The 16316-nt window shown below is 69.1% G+C and carries 8 protein-coding genes, 1 tRNA gene and 7 pseudogenes; 5 read left to right on the forward strand and 11 right to left on the reverse strand.

Annotated features, from left to right (window positions below):
- Position 1 precedes the first annotated feature (1 nt).
- Both QUE33_RS04565 and QUE33_RS04570 read right to left on the reverse strand, forming a co-directional pair.
- A pseudogene (locus QUE33_RS04565) lies at positions 2 to 831 on the reverse strand (undecaprenyl-diphosphate phosphatase).
- Positions 832 to 879: 48 nt separating this feature from the next.
- The gene (locus QUE33_RS04570; protein WP_286302187.1) at positions 880 to 2175 is read right to left on the reverse strand and encodes a M20/M25/M40 family metallo-hydrolase; all 1296 of its coding nucleotides are present in this window, start codon (positions 2173 to 2175) and stop codon (positions 880 to 882) included.
- 110 nt (positions 2176 to 2285) lie between these two features.
- On the opposite strand from QUE33_RS04570, the gene QUE33_RS04575 reads away from it, so the two are divergent.
- Positions 2286 to 2369 (forward strand) — tRNA-Leu (locus QUE33_RS04575).
- A gap of 88 nt (positions 2370 to 2457) precedes the next feature.
- On the opposite strand, the gene QUE33_RS04580 is transcribed toward QUE33_RS04575, so the two are convergent.
- The gene (locus QUE33_RS04580) at positions 2458 to 3381 is read right to left on the reverse strand and encodes an SDR family NAD(P)-dependent oxidoreductase (protein ID WP_286302190.1); all 924 of its coding nucleotides are present in this window, start codon (positions 3379 to 3381) and stop codon (positions 2458 to 2460) included.
- Between the two features lie 80 nt (positions 3382 to 3461).
- On the opposite strand from QUE33_RS04580, the gene QUE33_RS04585 reads away from it, so the two are divergent.
- On the forward strand, positions 3462 to 4004 hold the full coding sequence (locus QUE33_RS04585; protein ID WP_286302191.1) for a TetR/AcrR family transcriptional regulator: 543 nt from the start codon (positions 3462 to 3464) through the stop codon (positions 4002 to 4004).
- 33 nt (positions 4005 to 4037) lie between these two features.
- Here the strand turns inward: QUE33_RS04585 and QUE33_RS04590 are convergent.
- Both QUE33_RS04590 and QUE33_RS04595 read right to left on the reverse strand, forming a co-directional pair.
- A pseudogene (locus QUE33_RS04590) lies at positions 4038 to 5125 on the reverse strand (VIT1/CCC1 transporter family protein).
- Between the two features lie 110 nt (positions 5126 to 5235).
- A pseudogene (locus QUE33_RS04595) lies at positions 5236 to 6974 on the reverse strand (DEAD/DEAH box helicase).
- Positions 6975 to 7089: 115 nt separating this feature from the next.
- On the opposite strand from QUE33_RS04595, the gene QUE33_RS04600 reads away from it, so the two are divergent.
- The gene (locus tag QUE33_RS04600; RefSeq protein ID WP_286302193.1) at positions 7090 to 7932 is read left to right on the forward strand and encodes an SGNH/GDSL hydrolase family protein; all 843 of its coding nucleotides are present in this window, start codon (positions 7090 to 7092) and stop codon (positions 7930 to 7932) included.
- Positions 7933 to 7968: 36 nt separating this feature from the next.
- Here the strand turns inward: QUE33_RS04600 and QUE33_RS04605 are convergent, their stop codons facing one another.
- Positions 7969 to 8787 (reverse strand): TrmH family RNA methyltransferase, encoded by an 819-nt coding sequence (locus QUE33_RS04605; RefSeq protein WP_286302195.1) that lies wholly within the window; start codon positions 8785 to 8787, stop codon positions 7969 to 7971.
- Positions 8788 to 8894: 107 nt separating this feature from the next.
- Between QUE33_RS04605 and QUE33_RS04610 the strand changes: the two are divergent.
- Together QUE33_RS04610 and QUE33_RS04615 are read left to right on the forward strand one after the other, a co-directional pair.
- Positions 8895 to 9709, forward strand: a pseudogene (locus tag QUE33_RS04610) (Sir2 family NAD-dependent protein deacetylase).
- A gap of 9 nt (positions 9710 to 9718) precedes the next feature.
- The gene (locus QUE33_RS04615) at positions 9719 to 10303 is read left to right on the forward strand and encodes a histidine phosphatase family protein (RefSeq protein ID WP_286302196.1); all 585 of its coding nucleotides are present in this window, start codon (positions 9719 to 9721) and stop codon (positions 10301 to 10303) included.
- A gap of 21 nt (positions 10304 to 10324) precedes the next feature.
- On the opposite strand, the gene QUE33_RS04620 is transcribed toward QUE33_RS04615, so the two are convergent.
- From QUE33_RS04620 to QUE33_RS04640, 5 genes and pseudogenes are all read right to left on the reverse strand, one after another.
- Positions 10325 to 11128, reverse strand: coding sequence for an HpcH/HpaI aldolase/citrate lyase family protein (locus QUE33_RS04620; protein ID WP_286303057.1), 804 nt, complete (start codon positions 11126 to 11128; stop codon positions 10325 to 10327).
- On the reverse strand, positions 11128 to 11604 hold the full coding sequence (locus QUE33_RS04625; protein ID WP_286302197.1) for a MaoC family dehydratase: 477 nt from the start codon (positions 11602 to 11604) through the stop codon (positions 11128 to 11130). The genes QUE33_RS04620 and QUE33_RS04625 overlap by 1 nt, the downstream gene beginning before the upstream one ends.
- Before the next feature lie 9 nt (positions 11605 to 11613).
- Positions 11614 to 12779 (reverse strand): annotated as a pseudogene (locus QUE33_RS04630) (acyl-CoA dehydrogenase family protein).
- Positions 12776 to 14718: pseudogene (locus tag QUE33_RS16355) on the reverse strand (acetyl/propionyl/methylcrotonyl-CoA carboxylase subunit alpha). Before QUE33_RS16355 ends, QUE33_RS04630 begins: the two co-directional pseudogenes overlap by 4 nt.
- A pseudogene (locus QUE33_RS04640) lies at positions 14718 to 16270 on the reverse strand (carboxyl transferase domain-containing protein). Before QUE33_RS04640 ends, QUE33_RS16355 begins: the two co-directional pseudogenes overlap by 1 nt.
- Positions 16271 to 16316: the final 46 nt, after the last annotated feature.

The following is a 16316-nucleotide window of genomic DNA, read 5'->3' on the forward strand; positions in this document are numbered from 1 at the left end:
CTCAGCGCGGGGTGAGCACCCCGGTCGACAGCAGCACGATCAGTGCGGTGCCAAGCAGCACGCGGTAGATCACGAACGGCAGGAAGCTGCGCTTGGAGATCCAGTTCATGAAGAACGCGATCACGCCGAGCGCGACGACGAAGGCGATGCCGGTGGCGGCGAAGGTCTCCCCAGTCCGAAGTACTGGTTCTCGTCGCCGCCGTGCTTGAACAGCTGGTAGAAGCCGCTGCCGAACACCGCCGGGATCGCGAGCAGGAACGCGTAACGAGCCGCTGCGGCGCGCTCGTAGCCGAGGAACAGCCCCATCGTGATCGTTCCGCCCGAGCGGGATACACCCGGAACCAGCGCGAACGCCTGAGCGATGCCGTACGCCACGCCGTGCGGGTAGGTGAGCTGATCGAGCTTGCGCCGCTTGGCCCCCATGTAGTCGGCGATGCCCAGCAGCAGGCCGAATCCGATCAGCATGATCGCCACGATCCACAGTGATCGCAGTGTGGTCTCGATCTTGTCCTGGAACAGCAGCCCGAGCACGACGATCGGAATGCTGCCGAGGATGATCATCCACCCCATCCGGGCATCCGCGTCATCACGCGGGACCTTGCCTGTCAGCGACCGGAACCACTGTCCGATGATCCGGACGATGTCGCGCCAGAAGAACACCACCACCGCGGCCTCGGTGCCGATCTGCGTGATCGCCGTGAATGCCGCTCCGGGATCCTCGCCCGATGGCAGCAGGGCCCCCACGATCCGCAGGTGCGCGCTGGAGGAGATCGGGAGGAACTCGGTGAGCCCCTGGACGACGCCGAGGAAAAGTGCTTCGAGCAGATTCATGCGGTGCTTTCTGAGGGTGGAGCGGCAGTGTCCCCGGACGGATGCCGGTCAGCAGGTGCGCAGCAGATCGGCCAGCACGCGCTGACCGAAGACAAGTGATTCTACGGGGACGCGCTCGTCCACTCCGTGAAACATCCCGGTGAAGTCCAGGTCGGCAGGCAGGCGCAGCGGTGCGAATCCGTAACCGGTGATGCCGATCGACGCCAGCGCCTTGTTGTCCGTGCCCGCACCGAGCAGGTACGGGATCACCGGCACGCCGGGGTCGTGCCGCCCCAGCGCCGCCACCATCGTGTCGACGAGCTCCCCTTGGAACGGGGTCTCCATGCCGATGTCGCGGACGACGGTCTCGATCCGGATGTCGTCGCCCACGATGCGCTGCAGCTCGGCGAGCACGTCGTCCTCGGTACCGGGGATCACCCGCACGTCGATCAGCGCTTCGGCCGTCTCGGGGATGACATTGTGCTTGTATCCAGCGTTCAACACTGTCGGGTTCGCGGTCGTGCGGAACGTCGACCGCAGAAAGGCCTCGGCGGGCCCTGCGGCGCCGGCCAGTGCGTCCGGATCGTCGATCGGACGACCGGTGAGCTCGCTCAGACCCTCGAGCAGCGCGCGGGTGGTCGGCGTGAGACGGATCGGCCAGTGCGTGCGTCCGATGGCCGCCACCGCCTCGGACAGCCTCGTGATCGCATTCTGCTCGTGGTAGCGACTGCCGTGGCCTGCACGGCCCCTGGCGACCAGGCGCAGCCACATCAGCGCCTTCTCCCCCACCTGCAGCAGATAAGCGCGGTGATCGTCGACGGTGATCGAGTAGCCGCCCACCTCGCTGATCGCCTCGGTCGCTCCCGCGAACCACTCCGGCCGGTCGCGGACGACGAGCGATGAGCCCTCGACACCGCCGTTCTCCTCATCGGCGAAGAACACCAGGATCAGATCGCGCTCGGGCTGCTCCCCCGCGCGGATCAGGTCGGCGACGGCGGTGAGGATCATGGCATCCATGTTCTTCATGTCCACCGCACCGCGGCCCCACAGCATCCCGTCGCGGATCACGCCTTCGAAAGGATCGACCGACCAGTCCTCCGCCATCGCGGGAACCACGTCGAGATGACCGTGCACGACCAGCGCCGGTCGCTCGGGATTCCGCCCCCGCACGCGTGCCATGACGTTCGTGCGCTGTGCGATGGGCTCGTAGTACTCCACCTCCAGCCCCAGCGATGCCAGGTACCTGCCGACGTACTCGGCGGCCTCGCGCTCGCCGTTCGAACGCCCACCGCCGTAGTTGGTGGTGTCGATGCGGATCAGGTCACGGGCGATCCTGGCAACCTCGGGCAGGGACGATTCGGGCATGACCCCAGGGTATCGAAGCACGATGCCACGCCCGGATGTCGGATCGGTTCGTTGGGTGGTAATCGAGCGTGCTAGAGTCGTTCTTCGGTCGGCAACGATCACCATCACCTGCGCGGGTGGCGGAATGGTAGACGCGCTAGCTTGAGGTGCTAGTGCCCGAATAGGGCGTGCGGGTTCAAGTCCCGCTCCGCGCACGGAATCACGAAGGCCCCGGATCTCAGGATCCGGGGCCTTCGTCGCGTCAGCAGGCACGCGGTGCGCTCGCGCCAGAGTGCTACCGAGTCATACCGGCACGCTGACGCCGCCGAGTTCGATCAGCCGCCCCCACACGTACTCTGCCAGCCCCCGGGAGGGGCCAGCCGTGTGGGGACTGGGTTCGATCCGCACCGGGTCGCCTCGCGTGCCATCCGCGGGTGCGTAGTACTCGCCGCCCTTGGCCTCCGGGTCGAGCAGCGCACGCACCCCCGACCACGCGGCGGCATCCTTCCCCTGCGCCCAGGGCGTGAACGGGTTACGGCGATAGGGGACGGTCTCGTCGCGGATCCCCGGCCGCCGAGGCGTCTTCGCATCCACGCCGATCCCCGGCCGGGTGATGATCGACTCGACCGGAAGTCCCTCCCGCCGGACCCGGCGATCGAGTTCGAAGGCGAACACCTCCGTCGCGGTCTTCGCCTTGGTGTAGGCGCCGATGCCGGTGCGCGGCGTGCGATCCAGATCGCTGACGTCCATAGAGAACCGTTCGACGAAGCCGGTCGAGGCGTGCACGACGCGCAGGGGACGATCACGCTCCCCACCCTCGACGTCGGACAGCAGGCCCGCCACGAGTGCGACGTTGGCCACCGTGTGCGCTCCCAGCATCAGCGGCAGATCATCCTGCGTGCGTGCACGCGTGGAGAAGTGCATCGGACCGCCGTTGAGGAAGATGCCGTCCAACCTGGGCAGCATCCGCAGTTCCGCGACCGCAGCGGCCACAGATGCGAGGGAGGTCAGATCCAGCAGCACCGGGCGGGTTGCCGCTCCGGGAACGCGAGCTCGAATCGCCGCACTCGCCGTCTCGAGTTTCGCCGTCGACCGGGCGACGAGAACGACCTCCGCCCCGGCCGACGCCAGTTGCTCGGCCGCGAAGTAGCCGATGCCTCCGGTGGCTCCTGTGACGGCGAACACTCTTCCGGTCTGATCGGGTAGCAGATTCGGGTTCCAGTTCATGAACTCTCCTTGAAGTGGATGGGTTATCCTTTTCCGCTCAGACTACATGGATAGGTCATCCATCTTGCTATCATGACGAGATGCAACCGCTCCGGGCCGATGCGGCCCGCTCTCGTGAACGCATCCTGGCGGCCGCGCGCGGAATCGCCAGCGATGAGCTGCGCCTGAACGATCTCGCACGAGAGGCCGGGCTCGGTGTCGGCACCGTGTACCGCCACTTCCCGACGGTGACGGCCCTGCTCGAAGAACTCCATGCCGACACGCTGAACGAGCTGGTGGGCATCGCCCGGCGCACCGCGCAGTCGGCCTCACCCGGCTCCGCATTCGTCGACCTGGTGCGTGCGGGCGCGGAACTGCAGCTCTCATGCGACGGCCTGCAGACCGTCCTCATCGCCGATGACGTCTCGGCGCACACGCGCGCGCTGCGAGACGAGTTCCTCCGTTTCGCCCAGAGCTCGCTGCAGGCGGCGATCGACGAGGGCCTGGTCAGGCCCGAGATGACGATCTCAGCGGTCCAGCGCCTGGTGTGCGGGGTCGAGCATGCCGTCCGTCTCGGCAGCGGCGCTGACCGCTCGCTGCTGATGGACGTCCTGGTCGCGGGGCTGCGCCCGCAAGCAGGCTGACTGCCCATCGGCTCCTGGTTCAGCCGCAGCGCGTCACACGACGCCGACGCCGAACAGCAGGCCCAGCCCGTAGGTGATGGCTGCCGCCGAGAAGCCGATCGCCAGCTGGCGCAGCGCGCGCTTCAGCGGCGGACCGCCGGAGAGGATGCCGACCATCGCGCCGGTGCACAGCAGCGCCACGCCCACGAGGATCAGCGCCAGCGCGATCGCCGTGATCCCGCTGAGGCCGAATATCCACGGCAGCACCGGCACGATCGCGCCGGAGGCGAACAGCAGAAAACTGGAGATCGCTGCAGTCCAGTCGCTGCCGACGATGTCGTGATCGGTGCGCACGCCGATCGGCCCGGTCGCCCCGCTGCGGATGCCGGCCCGCGCCGCGCGGACCACCCGCTGCGCACGGAGGAGCGACTCGTCCTGGCTCATTCCCCGTGCCCGGTAGACCAGCGCTAGCTCGTTCGCGTCGATATCCAGGTCGCCGGCGGTGGCGTCGGCGTCGCCGCTCTCCTCCGTCGAGGCGAGCAGCTCGCGCTGCGAACGCACCGAGACGAACTCCCCCGCTCCCATCGACAGCGCGCCCGCGAGAAGGCCGGCAATGCCGCTGAACAGCACCAGTCCTGAGCTGACCCCGGTCGCGCCGATGCCCAGCACCAGCGCGAGGTTGGAGACGAGCCCGTCGTTGGCGCCGAACACCGCTGCACGGAACGATCCGGACAGCCGACGTCGGCCTCGGGCCGCCAGACCCCGCACGACCTCGTGGTGCACCTTCTCGTCGGCACGCATCGCCGGGGTGGCGAACTTCTCGGCATCGTAGGGCGAGCGCGCTTCGGCGCTCTGTGCCAGAGCGAGCACGAAGATCGAGCCGAACCGTCCCGCCATCCAGCCCAGCAGCCGCGACCTCAGCCCGGCGCGCGGGAGCCGCTCGGGCTCCTCTCCCCGAGCAGATCGAGCCAGTGCTGCTCATGGCGCCTCTCGGCCTCGGCCAGAGCCAGCAGGATCTCACGCTCCTCGCCCTCTCGGCGCGCCGCCAGCCGCGAGTAGACCGCGCCCTCCGCACGCTCCTCGACCAGATATCGAGCCCACTGCTTGCGATCGGCGGCCGTGTGGGGGGCGGGGGCAGGCATGCATCCTCCGGGTTCGGGGTCGACAGTCAACGCTATCCAGTCGTGCGCCGTGAAACCGCGTCGGGACGACGATTGACAGGTTTTCGGATGCCCTTAAGCGCACCGTCGGTTCAGGAGTGCACGCGCTTGCGGAGCAGATCGATACGGGACTGCAGCTGTGCGACGGTGGCCTGGGCGACGGCCGGACCGCCGCACATCCGGCGCAGCTCGGCGTGGACCGCCCCGTGCGGCTCTCCGCTTTGCCGGGCGTACAGACCGACCAGGCTGTTCAGCAGCTGACGCTGTTCACGCAGGGTGCGATGCAGCGGCGCCGGCAGACTGGTTGCCTCTACGGGAGTCGCGGCCTCGCGGGCCTGACGCAGCCTGCTCTGCCGCGCCTGCCGCTGCATCAGCAGCTCGTGCACGTGCTCCGGCTCGAGCAGTCCCGGGAATCCGATGAACTCCTCCTCCTCGGGCGTGCCGGGTTCGGCGAGCTGGCCGAACTCCGCTCCCTCGAACACGATGCGATCGAAGTGCGCGAGCGACGAGATCGCCTGGTAGCTGAACTCCTGGGTGAGAGCATCCGAGGCGTCTTCCTCGCGATTCGCGCTCTCCAGCAGCGAATCCTCGAGCCCGTCCTCGTCCTTGCTCTGCCGATCCAGCGCATGATTGCGCTGGCGCTCCATCTCGTTCGCGAGCGTCATCAGCACAGGGACGTTGGGCAGGAAGACACTGGCCGCCTCACCGCGACGGCGCGCTCGCACGAACCGGCCGATCGCCTGGGCGAAGAACAGCGGAGTCGACGACGATGTCGCATACACCCCGACGGCGAGACGCGGAACGTCGACGCCTTCGGACACCATCCGAACGGCCACCATCCAGCGGCGCTCGCTCGCGCTGAATCTCTCGATCCGTTCAGATGCCGAGGCATCGTCGGAGAGCACCACGGTGGGCTGCTCACCGGTCAGGCTGTGCAGGATCTTCGCGTAGGCGCGGGCGACGGTCTGATCCGTGGCGAGCACCAGGCCGCCGGCATCCGGAACATGGTGTCGGATCTCGGTCAGCCGACGATCCGCCGCCGACAGCACCGCCGGCATCCACTCCCCTCCGGGTCGAGGGCGGTGCGCCAGGCCTGCGAGGTGACGTCCTTGGTGTTGTCCTGCCCCAGGTGCGCCTCGAGCTCGTCGCCGGCGCTGGTGCGCCAGCGCATCTTGCCTGCGTACATGTGGAACAGCACGGGACGAACTACGCCGTCGGCCAGTGCACGCCCGTAGCCGTAGCGGTAGTCGGTGCGTGAGACGCGTGCGCCGGACTCATCGGGGTGGTACTCGACGAACGGGATCGGCGCGGTGTCGCTGCGGAACGGCGTTCCCGAGAGCAGCAGGCGCCGGCGTGCGGGCGCATAGGCGTCGCGGATCGCGTCACCCCAGCTGAGGGCGTCGCCGCCGTGATGCACCTCATCGAGGATCACCAGGGTCTTCGCATCCTCGGTCAGATGCCGGTGCACGCTCGACCGGGCCGCGACCTGCGCGTAGGTGACCACCACTCCGTGGTACTGCCGGGAGGGCGCCCAGTGACTGTTGCGGAATCGCGGGTCCAGCCGGATGCTGACCCGCGCCGCCGCGTCGGCCCACTGCGTCTTCAGATGCTCCGTCGGCGCGACCACGATCACCCGGTTGATCTCGCCCATCCGCAGTAGTTCGACGGCCAGCGTCAGGGCGAAGGTGGTCTTTCCAGCACCCGGGGTGGCCGCGACGAGGAAGTCACGCTGATCGGCCTGGTAGTAGGCGTCCAGTGCCTCCCGCTGCCACGCCCTCAGCTTGTCGGCGGTGCCCCACGGGGCGCGCTGGGGGAAGGACGGAGAGAGCATCGTCACAACGATAATCCAGCCCGCCGACAATCGCTCCGCACGGCACCCGGCCGACGCGGGTAGGCTCACACCGGCACTCGCACCCCCGAGCCACGGACTGCCGAAGGAGAAACCGATGGTCGACGAGGAATCGCCCCGCACCCCGTACGTCGCCAATGAGGGTCCGCACCCGTGGCGGCGGTTCGTCGCGATCGGCGACTCCTTCACCGAGGGCATCGGCGACCCCGACCCGGCGCTGCCCGGCGGCCATCGCGGCTGGGCCGACCGGGTGGCCGAGGTTCTCGCGCAGGATGTCGACGACTTCGCCTACGCCAACCTCGCTGTGCGGGGCAGGCTGATCGCGCAGATCGTCGACGAGCAGATCGAACCCGCCATCGCCCTCAACCCCGACCTCATCTCGATCTGCGCGGGCGGGAACGACGTCATCCGTCCCGGCACCGACCCGGATCACATCGCATCGCTGCTGGAGGATGCTGTGGCGCGATTGGCGAGCACGGGCGCGGCGGTCGTGCTGTTCACCGGCATCGACACCGCCTTCACCCCGGTGTTCCGCCCGTTCCGGGGCAAGGTGGCGATCTACAACGAGAATGTGCGTGCCATCGCCGAGCGGCACGACTGCATCGTCGCCGATCAGTGGGCGCTGAAGGTGGTGCAGGATCCGCGGTTCTTCGACGATGATCGCCTGCACTACAACGCACTCGGACACCACGAGGTGGCGCGGATGGTGCTGCGTGCGCTGAACGTGCCTAACGATCTGCAGGCCATGCACCCCGATCCGGTGCCGGTGCGCACCTGGCGCGAAGCACGTGCGGAGGACATCGGCTGGGCCCGCGAGCACCTGGTTCCCTGGGTGCTGCGCCGGCTGCGACACCAGTCCTCGGGCGACAACATCGCGGCCAAGCGCCCCGATGCCTCACCGATCCGGCTGCGCGAGGCGGAGACCGACGCCGAGAGCTGATCCGCGCGCCGGCCGGCTCGATCGCGTCCGGCTCGCTCAGCGGTCGAGAACTCCGTCGCGGGTCAGCGCCCACAGGGCGACGGCCGCTGCGGATGCCACGTTCAGCGAATCGACTCCGCCGCGCATCGGAATGGTCACGACGCTGTCCGCGGCCGCGATGGCCTGCGAGGTCAGACCGTCTCCCTCGGTTCCCATCAGCACGGCGACGCGCTCCGGTCGGGCTGCGGCGTAGGCGTCCAGTGCGATCGCCCCGTCGCTGAGGGCGAGGGCCGCGAGCTCGAAGCCGAGTCCGCGCAGCGCCGGGCCGGCATCCGCCCACTCCCCGATCCTCGTCCACGGCACCTGGAACACCGTTCCCATGCTCACCCGCACACTGCGGCGGTACAGCGGATCCGCGCAGCGCGGGGTGACCAGCACGGCGTCGGCGCCGAGGCCCGCCGCCGCCCGGAATGCCGCTCCGACATTGGTGTGATCGGTGATGTCCTCGAGGATCAGCACCAGGCGTGCGCCGCGAAGCACGTCTGTGAGCGCAGGCTCCGCCGGGCGATGCATCGCGGCCAGCGGTCCGCGATGAATGGCGAAGCCGGTGACCTGTTCGGCGATCTCCGCGGATGCCACGTACACGGGCGCCGGCACCCCGCCGAGAGCCTGCTGCACGGCATCCAACCACTTCTCCTGGGTGAGCACCGAGCGCGGGCGGTGCCCGGCCTGCACAGCACGCGCGATGACCTTCGCCGACTCCGCCATGTACAGTCCGCCGACCGGCTCCGTCCTGCGGCGCAACGTCGTATCGGTCAGCGATCGGTAATCGTCCAGACGTGGATCGGATGCGTCTTCGACGCGCTGCACGTGCATGCCATCCACTCTGACAGGTACGGCACCGGCTGGACGAGCCGGAACGTCATAGACTGCGGATCGTGCGGGGTTACAGCGGGGGCGACACATCCGATCAGGGTCGTGACCTGCGCGGCGGACTCGAACGTGCGGCGGCGCTGCTCGACGGACGCCGCGTGGCCGTTCTCACCGGTGCCGGAATCTCCACCGATTCCGGAATCCCCGCCTACCGCGGCGTCGGCGCGCAGACCCGCGCGAATCCGATGACCATTCAGACCTACCTCGCCGACGAGGCCGCACGCCGGCGCTACTGGCTGGGCGGCCATCTCGGGTGGCGAGCCTTCACCTCCCCGCCCCCAACGACGGTCATCTCGCCCTGGCACGCCTCGAACGCGCCGGAAGCGTGCACGGCATCGTCACGCAGAACGTGGACGGACTGCATCTTCGCGCCGGCAGCACTCGCGTCGTCGAGATCCATGGCACGATGCACCGGGTGCTCTGTCTGCACTGCGGGCAGGTGTTCGACCGGCGTGCGGTCGCCGAGCGGCTCGAGGAGCTGAATCCGTGGGTGCGCTCGCCCGAGAGCATCAAGCTGAACCCGGATGGAGACGTGACCCCAGCGAGCATCGAGGGGTTCGTCATCCCGGTGTGCACACTCTGCGGAGGCATGCTCAAACCCGAGGTGGTGTTCTTCGGGGAGTTCGTCCCGGCCGCGCGATTCCGCGCCGCGGAATCCGTCGTGAATGCCGCCGACGCGCTCCTCGTCGCGGGAACCTCGCTCGCAGTGAACTCCGGCATCCGCATCATCGAGCGCGCACGCCGCGGCGGTATCCCTCTCGTGATCGTCAACCACGAGCCCACGCGGGCGGATGCGTGGGCCGACACCGTGATCGCCGGCGGCACCTCACCCGTGCTGAGCGGTCTCGCAGATCTGCTCGCGTAGGCTCGAGCTGTGACACTCATCTCTCTCGTGCGCCACGGCCAGACCGATTGGAACCTGGCGCGACGCATCCAGGGTGCCACCGACATCCCCCTGAACGACACCGGGCGCTCAGACGCGCTGGTCGCCGCACAGGCCCTGGAAGGCAGCACGCACCACGCCGTCTATGCCAGTCCGCTGGTGCGCGCACGGGAGACCGCGAGCATCATCGCCACGCACCTGGGCCTGCCGGCACCGGCGATCACCCGCGGTATGCGGGAGCGGGAGTTCGGCGTCGCCGAAGGCATCGAGGTCGACGAGTACATCACCCGGTACGGCGGCTGGCACTCCGAGGTGCCCGGTGCGGAGACTCTCGAGCAGGTGCGCGACCGCGCGCTGGACGCCCTCGACCGCATCGCGCGTGAAGCCCGCCGGCGCTCCACACCGAACGCCGAGTCGATCGTCGTGGTCACACACGGCGGCGTCATCCGCGCCCTGCTGCTGCATGCCTCGGGCGGAACGCTGCCGCGCGAGGGCGAGGCGCTGCGCAACGGGTCGGTGCACCGCTTCCTCGCTGAGCGCGGCACGCTGCGCCTGCTCGAGTCGATCACGAGCTGACGCGCGCGTCAGCGGTACGGCTCACGCCCTGGCGAGCACCGCTCTGGCATGCCGCAGCACCGGCTCGTCGACCATCCGCCCGTCGTAGCGGAACACACCCCGCTCGCCTTCTGCGGCGGCCAGAACCTCTCGCGCCCAGTTCACCATCTCCGCGGAAGGTCGGTACGCCGCGCGGATGGCCGCGACCTGCTTCGGATGGATGCAGGCTGTCGCAACGAAGCCGGATGCCGCAGCATCCTCGGCCTCGGCCGCCAGCCCCTCCTCGTCGTCGATGTCGAGGTGTACGGCATCGATGGCCACCTTTCCGTGCGCGGCGGCGGCAAGGAGGACGGATGCACGGGCCTGCCGGGCGAGGTCCCGATACCGACCATCCGGGAACCGACTCGCCGTGCCGCCGATCGACGCGACGAGGTCCTCGGCGCCCCACATCAGTGCCGCCACCCGAGGATGGGCGGCGATCTGCGCCGCGTGCAGCACACCTGCAGCGGTCTCGCACAGTGCGATCAGGTCGTAGATCTCGTCGAAGACGTCCAGCGAGCCGGCGTGCTCGGTCTTGGCGACCATGACCGTGCGGAACGGCGTGCGCGCCACCGCATCGAGATCGGCGGTGAACTCCGCCGACGCCGGGTCGTTCACCCGGACGATCACGCGGGCGGGGTCGAGGTCTGCAGTGAGCAGATTCTCCCTGGCCTGTGACTTCGCGGCGGGCAGCACCGCGTCCTCGAGGTCGACGATGACGGCGTCGGCCTTGGCGACTGCGCCGGCGAAGCGTTCGGGGCGGTCGGCGGGGCAGAACAGCAGTGCGGGTCCGAGCGCGAAATCCATCATTCCCCTTCCGGCATACATCGCATCAGCGCGACGCGTGTGGCTGTCGCGACCACCACCCCGTCTTGGTTGCGACCGGTGTGCGCGATCGTGCAGATCCCCTGCCCCGGTCGCGACGCGGACAGCCGCTTGTCGGTGATCACGCTCTCGGTGTAGAGCGTATCGCCGTGGAACACCGGATGCGGAAAAGAGATGTCGCTGAGACCCAGCTGGGCGACAAGCGTGCCCTGCGTCAGCTGCGCCACCGAGGAGCCGACCATGGTCGACAGCGTCCACATCGAGTTCATCAGGCGCTGCCCGAAGGGCTCCTGTCCGTCGGCGTACGCAGCATCCAGGTGCAGCGCCTGCGCGTTCATAGTGAGCGTGGTGAACAGCACATTATCGGCCTCGGTAGCGGTACGTCCGGGACGGTGCAGATACCGCGCGCCGAGCTCGAACTCCTCGAAGTACAGCCCGCGCTGGAGGATGTCGGTCATGATCGCACCTTAGCCTGCAAGACCCAGCGAGCGTGCGATCACCAGCAGCTGCACCTCGGTGGTGCCCTCGCCGATCTCGAGGATCTTCGAGTCGCGGTAGTGCCTGCCGACGGCGTACTCGTTCATGAACCCGTTGCCACCGAAGATCTGCGTGGCGTCGCGGGCGTTGTCCATCGCCGCTTCGCCGGAGACGAGCTTGGCGATCGCGGCCTCCTCGGCGAACGGCCTGCCTGCATCGCGCAGACGCGCTGCGTGGTGCCACGCGAGCCGTGCCGTGTGGACGCGGGCGCGCATGCGCGCCAGGGTGAACTGCGCGTTCTGACGGGTGCTCAGCGCGGCGCCGAACACCGTGCGCTGCTGCGCATAGTCGACGGCGGCCTCCAGGCATCCCTCCGCCGCGCCGGTCGCGAGGGCCGAGATGGCGATGCGTCCCTCGTCGAGGATGCTCAGGAAGCTGCGGAAGCCGCTGCCGCGTTCGCCGAGCAGGTTCCCCTTCGGTACCCGTACGCCCTGCAGGGTGAGCGGATGCGTGTCTGAGGCGTTCCAGCCCACCTTGTCGTAGGCGGGCTCCACGGTGAACCCGGGCGTGCCGTTGGGCACGATGATGGTGGAGATCTCCTTGCGTCCTTCACGCTGGCCCGTGACGGCGGTCACCGTGACGAACCGTGTGATGTCGGTTCCGGAGTTGGTGATGAACTGCTTGGTGCCATCGATCACCCACTCCTCGCCATCCAGGTGCGCGGTGGTACGGGTGGCGCCGGCATCGCTTCCGGCCTCGGGTTCGGTCAGCCCGAATCCGGCGAGGTGCTCGCCGCTCAGCAGCGACGGCAGGTACTCCTGCTTCTGCTCCTCGGTGCCGAACCTGTGGATCGGCATCGCCCCCAGGCTCACTCCTGCCTCCAGGGTGATCGCAATGGACTGATCGACCCGTGCGAGGGCCTCGATCGCGAGGCCCAGGGCGAGGTAGTCACCCCCTGCCCGCCGTACTCCTCCGGGAAGGGCAGCCCGAACAGACCGAGCTCGCCCATCTGACGCACCACATCCAGGTTCAGGGTGTGCGAGCGGTAAGCCTCGTACGCCTGGGGCGCCACCACCTGCTCGGCGAACTCGCGCACGAGGCTTGCGAGTTCACGCTGGTCCTCGTCGAGGCCGATGCTGCTGAGGTCGTCGGTCATGCTTCCTCCTGTTCGCTGACGCGGGCGACGGGTTGGTCGCGCCGCACCTGGTCGCCGAGTGCGACCAGCAGATGCACCGTGCCGTCGTGCGGCGCGAGCACCGGATGCTCCATCTTCATCGCCTCGATCGACACGAGCGGCTCCCCTTCGCGCACGGTGTCGCCCTCGGCGACATGCACCGCGACCACGGAGCCGGGCATCGGTGCTCGCCCCTCGGGGTCGCGCGGTCCGGCGGCTGTGGCGCGCGCATCGAGCCGGCGCTGCATGCGCGCACGCCGTGACAGCGGACGCAGCCGCATCGTCACGCCCTGCTCCGACACCCACACGGCACCGTCCCTGTCGATCGCGGCCGCCGTACCACCCAGCGCGGTCTCGCCCGGCGCCGTCACTGCCGGCGCGGTCTCATTCGCCGCTGCCAGCCCGATCTGCACGACCTCGTCATCGTCGGTGAGGAACGCCGTGGATGTCATGACGGAGGAGCCGCCCAGACGCCAGCCCGGCAGCGTGTGCCAGGCTTCTCCCACCCGGGGGCCCTCCTGTGCGGGTGTAGTCGCTGCGGCTGCGGCCAGCATCCGCTCAGATGGCTGCGGCGCGGCCATCGGCAGCATGGTCTCGATCAGTCCGGTGTCCAGATCGCCCGCGATGACGCGCTCCTGGCCGCAGAGGCTGCGCAGGAAGGCGAGGTTGGTGTCGACACCCAGTACGACGGTGCGGGCCAGCGCATCGTCCAGCCGATGCAGTGCGGTCTCGCGGTCGGGCCCGAAGGCGATGATCTTGGCGATCATCGGGTCGTAGAACCCGGTGACCTCCGACCCGCTCTGCACGGCGGCGTCCACGCGCACGCCACGGGGGGCGTCGAAACGCAGCACGCGCCCGGTCGAGGGCAGGAAGCCGCGCTCGGGCGACTCGGCGTACACCCGTGCCTCCACGGCATGTCCGCGCACCTGCGGCGGATCGGGCAGCGCACCCCCGCCGCGACCTGCAGCTGGAGGGCGACCAGATCCAGCCGGGTCACCTCCTCGGTCACCGGGTGCTCGACCTGCAGCCGGGTGTTCATCTCGATGAAGAAGAAGTCGTCGACGGAGTCGGCTTCCACGAGGAACTCGACGGTTCCCGCACCGACGTACTCGACGCTCTGTGCCGCCGCGACGGCCGCCTGCAGCAGGCGCTCGCGCACGCCCTCCGGAAGGTTCGCGGCGGGAGCCTCCTCGATCACCTTCTGGTGCCGGCGCTGCAGGGTGCACTCCCGCTCCCCCAGCGCGATGACTGTGCCGTGCGTGTCTCCGAACACCTGGACCTCGATGTGCCGGGGGCGCTGCACGAGCCTCTCGAGCACCAGCGAGTCGTCGCCGAACGCGGCTGTCGCCACACGCCGCGCCGTCTGCAGCGCCGCCTGCAGTTCCGCACCCGAGCGCACGACCTCCATGCCCTTGCCTCCGCCGCCGGCGCTGGGCTTGACCAGCAGCGGATAGCCGACCGCGTCGGCCTGCGCGCGGATCTGCTCGTCGTCCCCGTCCGCGGCATTGAAGCCGGGCACCACCGGGACGCCGTGCCCGGCGACGTGGTCGCGCGCCCGCGCCTTGTCGCCCATGATCTCCAGTGCCCGGGTGCCGGGGCCGACGAACACGATCCCGGCTTCGGCGCAGGCCCGCGCGAGCGCGACGCTCTCGGAGAGGAACCCGTAGCCTGGGTGGATGGCCTGGGCACCGGTCCGGCGGGCCGCCTCGATGATGGCATCCACCCGCAGGTACGAGTCGGCGGCGGGCGCCGCGCCGATGTGCACGGCCTCATCGGCCTCGTGCACATGCGGTGCGTCGGCATCCGCATCGCTGTAGACGGCCACGCTGCGGATGCCGAGGGCGTGAAGCGTGCGGATGATGCGGCGGGCGATCTCGCCGCGATTGGCGACGAGCACGGTGTCGAACATCTTCATCTGCATCACATCCGGAAGAGGCCGAAGCGGGGTTCGGGGAGGGGTCTGCGGGAGATCACGTCGAGAGCGAGGCCGAGCAGATCGCGGGTCTGGTCGGGGTCGACGATGCCGTCGTCCCAGAGCCGTGCGGTGGCATAGTACGGCTCGCCCTGCTGCTCGTACTGCGCGCGGATCGGCTCTTCGAACTCGGCACGCTCCTGCGGCGTCCAGGACTCATCCCGCGCCGCGAGCTGGTCCTCCTTCACGGTCGCCAGCACGGATGCCGCCTGAGTGCCTCCCATGACCGAGATCCTGCTCGCGGGCCAGCTCCACAGGAAGTGCGGCGAGTACGCGCGGCCGCACATGGAGTAGTTGCCCGCGCCGAAGGAGCCGCCGATGAGCACGGTCAGCTTCGGGACGCGCGTGGTCGCCACAGCGGTGACCATCTTCGCGCCGTCTTTCGCGATCCCGCCGGCCTCGGCATCCGTCCCGACCATGAAGCCGGTGATGTTCTGCAGGAACAGCAGCGGGATGCCGCGCTGGTCGCACAGCTCGATGAAGTGGGCGCCCTTGAGCGCGGACTCGCTGAACAGCACGCCGTTGTTGGCGACGATGCCGATCGGATGTCCGTGCAGCACGGCGAAGCCCGTGACCAGCGTCGTGCCGTATTCGCGTTTGAACTCCGAGAAGCTGTCGGCATCGATGAGCCGGTCGATCACCTCGTGCACGTCGTACGCGGCGTTCACATCGACCGGGACGACGTCGTAGAGGCTCCCGGTCTGCGCGGGCGGGCGCGAAGCCGTCACCTGCCAGGCGGGCGCTGCGGGCCGCGGCAGGGTCGCGACGATGTCGCGCAGGATCTCGAGAGCGTGCTCGTCGTCTTCGGCGAGGTGGTCGACAACACCCGAGCGGCGCGCGTGCAGCTCTCCCCGCCGAGCTCCTCGGCGGTGACCACCTCTCCGATCGCCGCTTTCACCAGCGGCGGGCCGCCGAGGAAGATCGTGCCCTGATTGCGGACAATCACCGTCTCATCGCTCATCGCCGGCACGTAGGCGCCGCCCGCGGTGCAGGAGCCGAGCACGGCGGCGAGCTGCGGGATGCCCTCGGCCGACATGCGCGCCTGGTTGTAGAAGATCCGGCCGAAGTGGTCGCGATCGGGAAAGACCTCGTCCTGCATGGGCAGGAACGCGCCTCCGGAGTCGACGAGGTACAGACAGGGAAGGCGGTTCTCCAGCGCGATCTCCTGCGCACGCAGGTGCTTCTTGACCGTCAGCGGAAAGTACGTGCCGCCCTTGACGGTCGGATCGTTGCAGACGACCATCACGTGGCGTCCGTGCACCAGCCCGATCCCGGCGATCACCCCCGCCCCCGGGGCGGCGCCGCCGTACATGCCGGATGCGGCGAGCGGGGCGATCTCGATGAAGGGGCTCCCCTCGTCCAGCAGCCGGGTGACCCGATCGCGCGGCAGCATCTTGCCTCGCGATACGTGCCGTTCCCGTGACCGCTCGGGGCCGCCGAGGGCGGCCTCTGCGAGGTTCTCCCGCAGCTCATCGGCCAATTCCTGCTGGGTGAGAGCCATCGTGGGTCCTCCTCGACTCACAGGGAAGCTGATATTTCGCTTCGGA

Origin of the sequence: Microbacterium suwonense (assembly GCF_030296555.1) — a bacterium.
GTDB lineage: Bacteria > Actinomycetota > Actinomycetes > Actinomycetales > Microbacteriaceae > Microbacterium > Microbacterium suwonense.

Coding starts and splice junctions, on each gene's coding strand:
- QUE33_RS04570 (WP_286302187.1), bottom strand. CDS start 2,175: ATGCCCGAATCGTCCCTGCCCGAGGTTGCCAGGATCGCCCGTGACCTG.
- QUE33_RS04580 (WP_286302190.1), bottom strand. CDS start 3,381: ATGAACTGGAACCCGAATCTGCTACCCGATCAGACCGGAAGAGTGTTC.
- QUE33_RS04585 (WP_286302191.1), top strand. CDS start 3,462: ATGCAACCGCTCCGGGCCGATGCGGCCCGCTCTCGTGAACGCATCCTG.
- QUE33_RS04600 (WP_286302193.1), top strand. CDS start 7,090: ATGGTCGACGAGGAATCGCCCCGCACCCCGTACGTCGCCAATGAGGGT.
- QUE33_RS04605 (WP_286302195.1), bottom strand. CDS start 8,787: ATGCACGTGCAGCGCGTCGAAGACGCATCCGATCCACGTCTGGACGAT.
- QUE33_RS04620 (WP_286303057.1), bottom strand. CDS start 11,128: ATGGATTTCGCGCTCGGACCCGCACTGCTGTTCTGCCCCGCCGACCGC.
- QUE33_RS04625 (WP_286302197.1), bottom strand. CDS start 11,604: ATGACCGACATCCTCCAGCGCGGGCTGTACTTCGAGGAGTTCGAGCTC.